The 12,467-nt window shown below is 67.4% G+C and carries 10 protein-coding genes and 1 CRISPR repeat array (1 of these 11 cut by a window edge); all 10 genes read left to right on the top strand.

The genetic code is table 11. From position 1 onward, the window contains the following. Position 1: 1 nt before the first annotated feature. The 10 genes from KAJ83_RS10485 (at position 2) to cas2 (ending at position 12,002) form a co-directional block, all read left to right on the top strand. Positions 2–1,627, top strand: a complete 1,626-nt coding sequence (locus KAJ83_RS10485) for a class I adenylate-forming enzyme family protein (protein ID WP_210682017.1) — start codon at positions 2–4, stop codon at positions 1,625–1,627. After that, on the top strand, positions 1,624–2,295 hold the full coding sequence (locus tag KAJ83_RS10480) for a NeuD/PglB/VioB family sugar acetyltransferase (RefSeq protein ID WP_210682016.1): 672 nt from the start codon (positions 1,624–1,626) through the stop codon (positions 2,293–2,295). Before KAJ83_RS10485 ends, KAJ83_RS10480 begins: the two co-directional genes overlap by 4 nt. A 127-nt stretch (positions 2,296–2,422) precedes the next feature. After that, complete coding sequence (locus KAJ83_RS10475; RefSeq protein WP_210682015.1) at positions 2,423–3,496, top strand: dTDP-glucose 4,6-dehydratase; 1,074 nt, start codon at positions 2,423–2,425, stop codon at positions 3,494–3,496. Next, positions 3,493–4,383, top strand: coding sequence for a glucose-1-phosphate thymidylyltransferase RfbA (rfbA, locus tag KAJ83_RS10470; protein WP_210682014.1), 891 nt, complete (start codon positions 3,493–3,495; stop codon positions 4,381–4,383). Before KAJ83_RS10475 ends, rfbA begins: the two co-directional genes overlap by 4 nt. Next, positions 4,380–5,522 carry a DegT/DnrJ/EryC1/StrS aminotransferase family protein gene (locus KAJ83_RS10465; protein ID WP_210682013.1) on the top strand — a complete coding sequence of 381 codons (1,143 nt, stop codon included), beginning with the start codon at positions 4,380–4,382 and terminating at the stop codon, positions 5,520–5,522. The genes rfbA and KAJ83_RS10465 overlap by 4 nt, the downstream gene beginning before the upstream one ends. Positions 5,523–5,625: 103 nt before the next feature. Next, positions 5,626–6,519, top strand: coding sequence for a class I SAM-dependent methyltransferase (locus KAJ83_RS10460; RefSeq protein ID WP_210682012.1), 894 nt, complete (start codon positions 5,626–5,628; stop codon positions 6,517–6,519). An 8-nt stretch (positions 6,520–6,527) separates the two neighbouring features. Next, positions 6,528–6,818: a hypothetical protein gene (locus tag KAJ83_RS10455; RefSeq protein WP_210682011.1), complete on the top strand. Its 291-nt coding sequence runs from the start codon at positions 6,528–6,530 to the stop codon at positions 6,816–6,818. A gap of 337 nt (positions 6,819–7,155) precedes the next feature. Further along, complete coding sequence (cas9, locus tag KAJ83_RS10450; protein ID WP_210682010.1) at positions 7,156–10,647, top strand: type II CRISPR RNA-guided endonuclease Cas9; 3,492 nt, start codon at positions 7,156–7,158, stop codon at positions 10,645–10,647. A gap of 19 nt (positions 10,648–10,666) precedes the next feature. Next, positions 10,667–11,617 carry a type II CRISPR-associated endonuclease Cas1 gene (gene cas1, locus KAJ83_RS10445; protein ID WP_210682009.1) on the top strand — a complete coding sequence of 317 codons (951 nt, stop codon included), beginning with the start codon at positions 10,667–10,669 and terminating at the stop codon, positions 11,615–11,617. Further along, on the top strand, positions 11,610–12,002 hold the full coding sequence (gene cas2 / locus KAJ83_RS10440) for a CRISPR-associated endonuclease Cas2 (RefSeq protein WP_210682008.1): 393 nt from the start codon (positions 11,610–11,612) through the stop codon (positions 12,000–12,002). Before cas1 ends, cas2 begins: the two co-directional genes overlap by 8 nt. A 72-nt stretch (positions 12,003–12,074) precedes the next feature. After that, positions 12,075–12,467: a CRISPR direct-repeat array (repeat unit 36 nt; unit sequence ACCGTAGCACAGGCTGCTTTGGAGAACAGCTACGGC) (it continues 522 nt past the right edge of the window).

Here is a 12,467-nt window from a genome sequence, read left to right as displayed (position 1 = left end):
CATGGCACGCTCCCTCCTGCGGACCCACGACGGTGTCGAAGAATTCGACGAACATCTGCTGCACGGAACCTTCCGCGCGATCATCGAGTCCCACCTCGACAGCGAAGCGCCCTATCTGCGCTACTACGAACAGGCCGACCTCAAGCGCGACCTGACCTTCGGTGCGTTCAGCCGTGCCGTGCGGCATGTGGCGAAACGGCTGGCCGACCGATACGGCGTCGCCGCGGGCTCCACGGTTCCGGTCATCGGCGGGAACCGCCCGGAGACGCTTCTGGTCTATGCCGCCACGCTCTATCTCGACGCCGCGATCGTGCCGATCAATCCGGCCGAGAACGCGGAGTTCATCCGCTTCGTGATCGACGACGTCGCGCCCACCGTGATTCTTCACGACCCCGGCTTTTCGCTGCCTTCCGAGGCCGCCTCGTTGGCCTGCGAGGCGCTCGGCCCGTCATTGTGGGCGTCGGATGACAGCCGGGAGAGCATCGAGGCCTGGGCCGCCGACCTGCCGGCGGCGGACCGACGCGGCCTGGCGACGATCATCTACACGTCCGGGACGACCGGCCGTTCCAAGGGCGTGCGGCAAACCCAAGGCAACTGGCTGATCAACGCCGAGGCCTCTCGTCGCCTCCACGCGATGGACGATGGCCACGTCCAGATGTGCGTGCTGCCCGTGTTCCACGTAAACGGCTTCGGATACTCCTTCATCGGTTGCTTGTACGCGGGTGCCAGGCTGGTTCTCAATCGCACGCTCTACCCGTTGGGTTACTGGCGGATCGTGCGTGACGAGCAGGTGACCCATCTGAGCTGCGTGCCGAGCGTGCTCGAAGTGCTGACCCGGTCCCTCCGACGCCCGCTGAAGGATCCGCCGCCATCGGTCAGATACGCGACCAGCGGGGCGGCTCCGTTGTCGCAGCGGCTCGTGCGACGCTTCATCGAACAGACGGGCTATCGGGTCGTCCAGGTCTACGGCATGTCGGAGGCAACGAACTTCGATCTTACGCAAGAGACCGACCTGAGCGACGCGGACTACGATCAGGTCATGTTCGGGCGTGAGCGAACGAGCGCCGGCACGCCGGTATTCGGCATGGATCTGGCCATCCTGCGGGCCGACGGCACCCTTGCCGAGGAAGGCGAGACCGGCGAAGTCGTCATGCGCGGCTGGGCGGTCGCAGAAGGTTATCACAACTTTCCCGAAGGGACGGCCGAGGTGTTTCGCGCCGATTGGCTGCACTCGGGCGACTTGGGATATTATCAGTGGCTCCGGGACAGGAAGTATTTCTATCTGGTCGGCCGGTTGAAGGAGATGGCGAAACGCTACGGGGAATCGATCTCGCTGATCGATATCGATCAACGCCTCGCGGATGAGCCGGGGTTCGAGGACGCGGTCGCCGTCGCGTTCCCGAACGATGCGGCGGGCGAGGAGATCGGCCTCTATCTGGTGCCCAACGAGCGCACGCCGGACGACGCGGAGGCCATGCACCGGCTTCGCGCCGTGTTCCCCGCGCATCGTCGCCCGAAGATCATCATGCGCGGCGAGGTGGTCCCGAAGACCTCCACCGGCAAGATCAAGCGCCGTTCCCTGAGCGGTCTGTTCGACGCCCATCGGACCACGGTGTTCACCGAATGACGGCGCGCGCGGTCATCCTGCTCGGCGCCGGGAATCAGGGCCGCGTTGCCCTGGATTTGCTGCGCGATGCCGACGTCGCCGTCCTCGGGTTCCTGGACGACACGAAGGCGGAAGGCGCCCGGATCGACGGCGTGCCCGTTCTCGGGCCCTTCGCGCAGGCATTGGCGTCGGATTGGCGCGCGCGGGCGCGTTTTCTGCTGGCATTCGGCAGTCCGTCGGAGCGCGAGTCCTGGGGCGAGGCGCTGCGCCGAAGCGGCGCCACGCTCTTCAGCCTCGTTCACCCCACGGCGCGCGTGGCGCGGACGGCGACGCTGGGCGAAGGGGTCTTTCTCAGCGCCTACAGCGTCGTGTTCCCGAATGCGACGGTCGGCGACTTCACCATGATCAACAATCACTGCAGCATCGGCCACGACTGCCGGATCGGCGTGGCCAACCTGTTCGGCCCGGGCGTGCATCTGGCGGGCAACGTCACCACGGGCGCCCGCTGCGCATTCGGTGCCGGCAGCGTGGTCCAGCCGTGCCGGACGCTGGGTCGGGACGTCCGGGTAGCGGGCGGAGCCCTGGTGCACGAGTCCGTTGGGGATCGCGTGACCCTGGTCGGCAATCCGGCGCGCCGGGTTCTCGAAGCCGGGTCGCCGGGGGATGCCGCGGCCGACCGGGCCCCTTGAGACGGGTGCCCCCGTCCTTCCTCGTTTACGCGGTCGTCCAATCCGCTAGAGTGGGACGCGGGGCATCGGTCTCGCGGGCGCGGCGGCGCCGTCGAGGTTTTAGAGTTTGGCTGGAACACCGGAAGCGATGCGTACCAACCTAATGGTGACCGGGGTCGCGGGGTTCGTCGGCTGCCACCTTGCTCACGCCGCGATCGACCAGGGGTTCCGGGTCGTGGGCATCGATTCCTTCGCCTATTCGGGGCTGCGCGAGAATCTGGTGGACCTGGCCGGGCGCGAGCGCTTCGATTTCGAAGAGGCCGACATCCGCGACGGGGCGGCGATGCGCCGGATCCTCGATCGCCGCCGGCCGGACATCGTGCTGAACCTGGCGGCTCAGACCCATGTCGATCACTCGAACCGGGACGGTACGCCTTTCTTCGACGTCAATGTCACGGGTTGCGCCACGTTGCTTGAAGCCTTCCGGTCCCATCTGGCGGCGGCGGGCGGGCCGACGCGCGCATCGCTCTTCATCCAGGTGTCCACGGACGAGGTGTTCGGCCCCCGATCGCCGGAAGAGCCGGCGGACACGGAGGCGGCCTATCGTCCGACCTCGCCCTATGCGGCATCGAAGGCCGGGGCGGATCTGGCCGTCCTGTCGATGCACCGCACCCATGGGCTGCCGGTCGCGATCACCTACTGCACGAACAATTTCGGACCGCGCCAGTTCCCCGAGAAGCTGATTCCGCTCGTCGTCGCCCGCGCGCTGGACGGAGAGCGCATCCCGATCTATGGCGACGGCGGCCAGCGCCGCGATTGGCTGCATGTCGCCGATCACTGCGCCGGGCTCCTGGCGGTGGCGGGGCGCGGCCGGCCGGGCGACCGGTATCTGTTCGCCGGCGGCAATACGCTCGACAATCTGAGCGTCGTCCGCATGATTTGCGACCATCTCGACGCGACGTCCCCGCGCCCGGACGGCCGACCCTATCGCGATCAAATCCGGCACGTCGCGGACAGGGCCGGCCACGATCCGTGCTATGCGCTGGACGACTCCGATACGCGTCGGCGGCTCGGGTGGTCGGCGCGGGCGGACTTCGCGGCCGCGCTGGCGGAGACCGTCGACTGGTACGTCGCCAATCCGGATTGGCGGCGCATCGCGGCGGCCCGGCAGGTCGGCCCGGCCGCGCGCGATGCGCGCCGCCTTCGCGGGACCGCGCCATGAGGCGCGGCGTCCTTCTCGCCGGTGGTCTCGGCACGCGTCTTCTTCCCGCGACCGCCGTCGTCAACAAACACCTGCTGCCGGTTCACAATAAGCCGATGATCTATTACCCGCTTTCCGTTCTGATGCTGGCCGGCATTCGGGAAATCCTGATCATCTCGACCCCGCGGGCACTGCCTCTCTTTCGGGACCTCTTGGGCGACGGAGGATCGTTGGGCGTCCGCATCGCGTACAAGGCCCAGCCGGAGCCGCGCGGAATCGCGGAGGCGATGATCCTGGCCGAAGACTTCCTCGATGGGGCGCCGAGCATGCTGATGCTGGGCGACAACCTTCTCTATGCGGAGGGGCTGCCCCGTGTTCTGCGCACGCGTTCGGCCGCGTGCGAGGGCGCGTGCCTCTTCGCCTATCCGGTCCGCGATCCCGAACGGTTCGGCGTTGTCTCGCTGGACGGCGCCGGTCGGGTTCGCGCGTTCGAGGAGAAGCCGGCGGCGCCGCGTTCCAACCTGGCCGCGATCGGCCTTTATCTCTTCGATCCGGATGCCCCGGCGCGCGCGGCGGCGTTGACCCCATCCGCGCGCGGCGAACTGGAGATCACCGATCTGGCGCGCGGCTACCTCGACGAGGGGCGGTTGGACGTCGAATGCTTCGGACGCGGCGTGGCGTGGCTGGATATGGGGACGCCGGCGTCGATCTCGGAGGCGTCCGAGTTCGTGCGCACGATCGAGGATCGGCAGGGCCTGCTGATCTGCGCGCCCGAAGAGATCGCCTGGCGGAACGGCTGGATCGACGATGCGGCCTTCGCCGAGCTCGCCGATCGCTTGGCGGCCTCGCCCTATGGGGCCTATCTGCGCAAGCTGCTGCGTGCCGATCCGATGGACCGTGGATCGTGACCGACCCGCTGGCATTGGCGCGAGCGCGCGGCGATGGGCCGGCCCTGACGGTCGGCGCGCCGGTCATCCCCGATCGGCGGGGCCTCGCGGCCTATCTCGACCGCGCCCTCGATAGCGGGCGCCTCAGCAATTTCGGACCGCTGGCCTCCCGGTTGGAGGAACGCCTGGCCGAGCGGCTCGACGTCCCCTACGTGTTGTCCTGCGCCAGCGGCACGACGGCGTTGATGATCGCGCTCCGCGTGTTCGGCGTGTCCGGTCCGACCGTCGTGCCATCCTTTACTTTCGCGGCGACCGCGGGCGCGCTGGACTGGGCCGGCGCATCGGCGCGGTTCTGCGATGTCGAGCCGGCGTGCTTGACCTTGTGCCCGATCGCATCCGAGGCGGCCCTCGCGGACGGCGCCCGCGCGCTCGTCCCCGTGCACACCTATGGCGGCGCCTGCGATGTCGCGGCGCTGCGGGACCTCGCCGCGCGCTATCGCAAGCCGCTCATCTACGATGCCGCCCATGCATTCGGCGCCCGGTTTCAGGGGAAGGCCGTCGCCGCCTACGGCGACGCGGCCGCGATCAGCCTGCATGCGACGAAGCCATTTCATACCGTGGAAGGCGGAGCCTTGCTGGTGCACGACCAGGGCGCGCTCGAGGAGGCGCGCCGGTTGGCGAATTTCGGGCTCGACCCCAGGCGCGGAGGGACGGCGCGCCGGCCTTTGGGACTGAACGGGAAGATGAGCGAAATCCATGCCGCCTTCGGCCTCGCCCTGCTGGACGAATACGACACGCTCCACGAGCGGCGCCGGGCCGTGATGGCGCGCTATCGCGCGCGGCTTCCGGCCTGCTGGTTTCTGCCGGCGTCCGCGCGGGGCAGCGGGTCCGATGCCTATGTCGCCATCGCGGTGCCCGACGGCGTGGCCCGGGATGATGTCGTCGAAAGCGCCCGGCGCGAGGGGATCGGGCTGCGCGCTTATTTCGCGCCGCCCCTGCACGAGATAGACCCGGATGCCGACCAAGCCGCTTTTCCGGTGAGCCGGGGCGCGGCCGATCGAGTGATTTGCCTGCCCATTCACCCGGACTTCACGACCGCCCAGATAGACCGGGTCGCGGACGTGGTGCTGCGCGTCTGCGACGCGCCGCGCGCCAACTGAAACGGAGGCGGTTTCCGGCGCCACCTCGGATCTCTATCATCCGGCGGTGATGGGCGCGCCATAGGATCGTTTCGCCGTGGACCAGGGAGTCGGATGAAGAGCCGTGGAGATCGTAGCGGAAACCTCGGGCCCGATCGCGGGAAAGCTTCCGATCTATTTCGGGCCGCCGGATCAAACGGCCATCGTCGCCTATTCGGACCGGGGCAGCGAAACCTACGACGATCCGGATAATCTGTCGTCGCTTTACGGCGAGGCGTCCAGGCGGTTTCTGGAGACCCTGACCTTCCGGCAGGAGGATCGTTTCGTGCTGGATCTGGGCTGCGGCACCGGATTCGGGTTCGACGTGATCGGCGCGCGGTTCGAACCGGAAGACATGGTGGGGATCGGTGTCGATCCGGCGGCGGGGATGCTTGCCCGGGCGCGGACCAAGTACAAGGGCATGTCGCGCTTCCGGTTCGTTTCCGGCGAAGCGGAAGCCATTCCGTTGCCTGAACGCTCGGTGGACCGCGTCATCTCGACGCTGGCGATGCATTGGGTTCAGGATATGCCCGCGGCCGCTGCCGAGGTTCGGCGGGTCATGCGTCCGGACGGCATGGCGGATCTGTTCCTGATCGCCAATGAAGACGGGTTCGTGTTCAAGCGCGCGGTCCTCGCCGCGATGCGCAAGCATGTGGGATTCGCGCAGATCATCCGGGCCGCCGGCGTCGTCCAGAGACTGAGGGCCGAGCAGTTGAAGACGATCTTCGAGACGGCCTTCGACGGTTTTTACGTGACGGTCGAGGAGCAGCGGGAGGAGATTTCCGCCCCGATCGATGAGCATATGAGCTGGTGGCGCGCACGCTCTATGCCGGTGGTCGCCACGGTGCCCGACCTCGACGCCTTCGAGGCAAGCTTGCGCGCCGAATTGGAGGCGCTCGCCGTCGATGGCCACGTCACCTTCGACGCGGCCTTCCTGCGCGTGCGGATCGTGCCATCCACCCAACCTTCGACGATGTAGAGACGGTCATGGTCGATAGCCGCTCCGACGCCCTCCCCACCATTGACCGCCGAACTGCGATGGCGCGCGTGAAGGCGCTTATCGAGGATCAGAATCGCATCGTGATCGACGCGCCCGAGGATTCCCTCGAAATCGACAGTTTCACGATTATCCTGATCATCACTTATGCGGAGGAAAGCCTCGGTATTCGACTGGATATCGACAGGCTGGATTTCGAAAATTTTGAAAGTCTCGAGCGGATCGAGGACGCTCTTTTCTCTGGAGATTATTCCGTTGCGGAAAAGGGGTGTAACGATTGAACCTCGACATCGAGCCGTCGGGATCGATGCTGGCTGATCTGCTCCCAAAACCGTCCGGAAGTGACTGAGCGCTTCATGGTCGAAGGCCGCGGCGGCCTCCACGCCCGCTCCTCCCTGCCTAACAGGCTTCACAGAGCAGACATCGCATCGCGTTGCGCAGGCTTAGGTTCCCCCAGGTCGCCGGCAAAAAGAAAGAGAGGGCTCGGCCGAACCGGAAGCCCTCTCCACATCTTGCAGGATCTTACGATCCTTTACCGTAGCTGTTCTCCAAAGCAGCTGGTTGCAGCATACGCCCGGCACAACGCAAAATGCAACCAAACAATGCATGGAGGATGTCATGGGCGATATCGGGTGGGGTATAGACGTCGGCGTCGGCAGTCTATCGCTGGCGGTGGTCGAGTTGGATGCGCGGGGGGCCCCGATCGGCCTGCTGGATGGGGCGGCGGAGATCTTCCCCGCCTCGGCCGGCGCGGCGGAGCGGCGCGGGCATCAATCCATGCGCACGCAGACCCAGCGACGCAGCGCGCGATTGCGTATGCTCAAGGGGCGGCTCGCGGCGTTGCTCGATTTGCCGGAAGGCTTCGACGCTCCAACTCCCAAAGTGCCTGGGGAGGAGCGCGGCGCGGAGACGAGCCGCGTCGTGCTCAGAGCGCGCGGACTGCGCGAGCCGCTGGCGCCCGTCGATCTCGCCCGCGCGATCCTGCATATCGCCAAGAACCGCGGCCAGCGCCTGACCCGCGCGATGGGCGGTAAGGATAGCGCTTCGGCCGAGGACAAGGCCGCCCGGAAGGAAGCGGCGGAAGCCCAAGGCCGCGCGCAACGGACGACCGATCTATTGCGGGCATTGGGGGATGAGCACGGCATGAGCCGCCCCGCCCATCCGGCGGAGCTGCTCCAGCGCGACGCGGAGGCCGGCAAGCCGACGCGACTGCGCAAGGACCGTCCCGACGCCCCCGTCTTCACCCGCCAAATGGTGGAAGCGGAGTTCGACGCCCTTCTCGCGACGCAGGTCGCAGCGCCGGCTCGCCGCGCGATCCTGACGCCGGATGTCGTCGAGGATCTACGAGCGGCGGTCTTCCATGAAGCGAAGGGGAAGCGGCCGGCGGTCGGCAAGTGCCGGTTTCGTAAGCCGGGGCCCGACGGCGCGATCGAGGATCGCCTGCCCATAGGCTCCGACCTATTCCAAACCAAGCGGATCTACGAGGAGGTGAACAATCTGCGTCTGATCGATCCACTCACCGGCGCGGCCCGGCCGCTTAATTTGGCGGAGCGGGACACTGTCGTCGCAGCCGCCCTGGCGGGCCGCGACATCTCGGGCGGAACCGTCCGCACACTCTTGGGTTTGGGCCGCGGTCGCGATGCTTGGCAGACCAGCCTGGACGTCGCCGAGACGGGCCGGAAAGCCGCCGCCAAGATCAAAGGTCACCAGATCGCCGCCGCCTTCAAGAAAGCCGACGCGCTCAATCTGTGGGAGACCATGGCGGAGGAGGAGCGCGGTGCCGTCGCCGATCTGCTGCGTGAGGAGGAGGATTTCGAGCGCGTGCTCGCCGGTCTCATCGCGCGCGACCTCGCCTCGGAGGCGGCGCGCTCAGTCGCCAATGCGCCGATCGCGGCTGGACGCAGCGCCGCCGGCCCGACGGCGACGCGCCTGATCCTCGAACAGCTCAAGGCCGACGTCATCAGCGCCTACGAGGCGACCCGGCGCGCGAATCTGAAGGACCCGAGCCTCGACATCCCTCGCTTCGACCGACTGCCCTACTACGGGACTGTCCTGACGGACTCATGCGTCGGCGCGACGTACAAGGGCCACGATCCGCTGGAGATGCAATTCGGGCGCATCCCGAACCCTGTCGTCCATCAGGCGCTGAACCGGCTGCGCCGGATGGGCAACGCTTTCCTGAAGCGTTACGGCAAGCCAACGCGTATCTGCATCGAACTGGCGCGCGATCTGAACAAGAGTGCCGACGAGCGCGAGGAGGACGAGCGCCGCGCCGCCGCCAACGCGCGCAAGAACGACGCCTATATCCTTCGCCTTTTGGAGGGCGCGGCCCAGCCCAAGCGCCGGCTCAGCCGCGACGACCGGCTAAAGATCAAGCTGCATCGGCTGCAGAACGGACGCTGCCTTTACACCGGACAGGAGTTGTCGGTCGCCCAACTGTTCGACGGCACGACCGCGATCGACCACATCCTGCCGCGGGCCGACACGCTCGACGACGGGCTCGCCAACCTCGCGCTTTCCACCAGACGGGCGAACGACCACAAGGGAAAGCGCACGCCGTACAGCGCCTTCTCCGGCGGGTATCTGGGACATGACTACGCGCAAATCCTGGAGCAGGCGAAAGCCCGCGGTCCAGGCGTCTTCTGGCGCTTCCAGCCCGACGCGATGGATCGCTTCAAGGATCGCGCCGACTTCCGAGAACGCTTCCTGGTCGACACCCGTTATATCGGCAAGGTGGCACGCCGCTACCTGACGACGGTCTGCGCCGACCCCAACGGCGTCGTCTGCGTCAACGGCCGGCTGACCGCGCTGTTGCGCCGCCATTGGGGCCTGGACGGACTGATTCGGGAGGTCATGACGGAGGACGGCGCCTTACCTGCGGATCCCGCGCCGGGCGCCCCCGTCGAAGAAGCCGCGCCAACGGTCGCCGATCAGATCGCGCATCGGCGCGAGCGCGAGAAGAAGCTGCGCTTCGACCATCGCCACCATCTGCTGGACGCCGTCGTCGCCGGCTGTACCACGCGCTGGGACGTCCAGCGCATCCACACGATCGCGGGCCGCTTCGACCGTGCACCCGACCACGCTGAATTGAAGGAGGTGATCGAGGCCTACTTGGATGAGTTCCAAGGCGCGGGCCTGCCCTGGCACTCGGACTTCCGCGCGGCGGTGAAAGCGCTGCTGACGAATGATCCGGCGCGCTATGGCGGCGACGCACGCCCCGCCTCCCGCGTGCTGCGAAAGCCGGACCATAATCCCCGCGGCAAGTTGCACGCGGCCTCCAACTACGGGGCGATCTGCCGCGATCCCGGCGATCCGAACATTTTCGTCGTCACCCAGCACAAGAGCATAAGCGACCTGGCCGCCGCGACCGACCCGGCCAAGGCCTTGGCTGGGCTCGACGACATGGGGCGGGCCAAGGCGATCCTGCGCGCCGCCGTCGAGATCGGCGCACCGCGCTGGTGGGGCGGCGATGATCCGCTGGCGAGCCTCGCCAATCTGCACCGCGACCTCGCGGGGTTACGCGAGGCCATCCTTGCACGCGCCGAGAGCGTGCCGGAGAGCGTCGGCAAATCAGAACGCGAGCGGCTGAAATGGGCAATCGAGGAAGAGGCCGAAAAGAGCCGCCGGCGCCGCTACACCAAAGTCTCCGTGATGGCGGCCCGCATCCTGAAGCCCGGCCCAACGCCCGACGCTCGCCCGCTGCTGCTGGCTCCGACCAAGACGGACGGCAGCAACCACTGTCTCGACATTGTACGGGACACGGATGGCGCGGTCGCCATGCGGGTGCTCGCGCGCCTCGACGCCAACCAGCCGGGCGGCCTGGAGCCGAGGCCGGGGGAGACGCCGCTGATGCGCCTTCATGCCGACGATCTGGTCGAGATGCTGGACGGCGACGGGACCGAGGCCCGCCGTCGTCTCTACCGGCTTGTCTCGCTCTCCGACGGGGATCTGGAATTCCTGCCGGTCGAGGAAGCGCGGCCGGTGAAGCAGACACCGCCGGGCGTGCGGACCCGGATCGCCAGCCTGAAGGCCCTGCGCGCGCGCAAGCCGGCGCAGGTGGTTCTCGACACCACCGGACGGGTGCGCTGGCGCTCGCCCGCGTTGAACTGAGCCGCAGCGGAGAAACCCGATGTGGCGCATCCTCGATATCGCGCAGCCGGGCCGCACCCTTTCGCTGGAGCGTGAGGCCGTGAAAGTCTCCACCGACGGGGCGGAGATCGCGCGCATCCCAATCCGCGATGTGGCGGCCTTGCTGGTCCATGGGCGTGGGACCATGCTGACGCTCAACCTCGCCGACGCGCTGGCCACGGCCGGGGCCCCGGTGGTGCTGTGCGGGGCCAATCACGCCGCCTCGTCGGTCCTATTGCCGGTGGCGGGACATTTCGAGCATGCCGGGCGCCTGCACGCCCAGGCGGCGGCCAGCCTACCGATGCGCAAGCGCCTGTGGGCGGAGTTGGTCCGCGAGAAAGTCCGCGCCCAGGCGGGGGCGTTGGGTGGGGGTGTCGGAGCGGACGCAGCGCGCCTCGCCAAGCTCGCCCAGAGCGTACGCAGCGGCGACCCGCAGAATATCGAGGCACAGGCCGCGCGGCTTTATTGGCCACGGCTGATGGGGGCCGACTTCCGCCGTGACCGCGAGGCGGAGGGGCCGAACGCCGCCCTCAACTACGGCTATGCGGTGCTCCGCGCGGCGATGAGCCGTCAGGTCGTTGCCTCCGGCCTGTCGCCGGCGCTTGGCCTGCATCATCGTTCGCGGCTCAATCCCTTCCAACTTGTGGACGACCTGATGGAACCGTTCCGGCCGTTGGTCGACCGCACCGTCGCCGACGCGCCGGAACGCTTCGGCGAGGCGCTGACGCCGGAGGCGAAGGCGACGCTTGCCAGCGTCGTAGACCTGCCGCTCGAGGCGGATGAGGGTCTCATTCCCGCGACCCGCGCGATGGAACGTCTGTGCGCGTCGCTCTGCGCCGTCTTTCAGGGCGAAGGGAAACGGCTGTGGCGTCCCCGCAGTTGGCGCGCGGCGCGCCATGGCGCCTTTGATTTCAGCGGCGACGCGCCCGGCGGAGGCGGGGCGGATGCGTGAGGACCTGCGCCGCGTGATCCGCAAGCAGTTCGGTGGCGGAACCGTCGCGGCGGACCTACTGACCTCGGGGTATCGGGCCATGTGGACGATCGTCTGTTTCGACCTGCCGGTGGGCAGCAAGGCGGAGCGGCGCAACGCGACGCGCTTTCGCAAATTCCTGCTCGACCAGGGCTTCACCATGAAGCAGTGGTCGGTCTATCATCGCTATCATCCGACCCGCGATCAGGCCGAGGCCGCGGCCGAGCGCGTGGGCACCGCCGTCCCCAGCCTGGGATCGGTGTCTATCTATTTCATCACGGATAAACAGTATGGGCAGACCCGCAATTATGAAGGCGCTTACCGGGCCGAAACGGAAGAAAAACCGGACCAGCTCACGCTTTTGTAGCGCCGCCGACCCGGCTATTCATCAACGACCCGGGCAGAAAACAACGCCCGATCAACGCCTTGCCAGAAACCTACCGTAGCACAGGCTGCTTTGGAGAACAGCTACGGCACTCGTCGGAAAGCCCGCGCATCGGAACCGACCGTAGCACAGGCTGCTTTGGAGAACAGCTACGGCGCGAACGACAAGGAAGTGCGCGCCTACGCGACCGTAGCACAGGCTGCTTTGGAGAACAGCTACGGCGCAGAGCGGGGGACGATTGATAGGTCATTCACCGTAGCACAGGCTGCTTTGGAGAACAGCTACGGCACGAAGGTCTCGCTGTCGAAGTCCAGCCTGACCGTAGCACAGGCTGCTTTGGAGAACAGCTACGGCCTCCCGGGGAGCACCCCATCCACGGACGTTACCGTAGCACAGGCTGCTTTGGAGAACAGCTACGGCAGCCGCGACGCGCGGCTGCGCGCGGGC

The organism is Marivibrio halodurans, assembly GCF_017963645.1.
Classification (GTDB): Bacteria; Pseudomonadota; Alphaproteobacteria; order UBA8366; family Aestuariispiraceae; genus Marivibrio; species Marivibrio halodurans.
The sequence above is the reverse complement of the archived record's forward strand: the minus strand, read 5'-3'. Positions and strand labels throughout refer to the sequence as shown.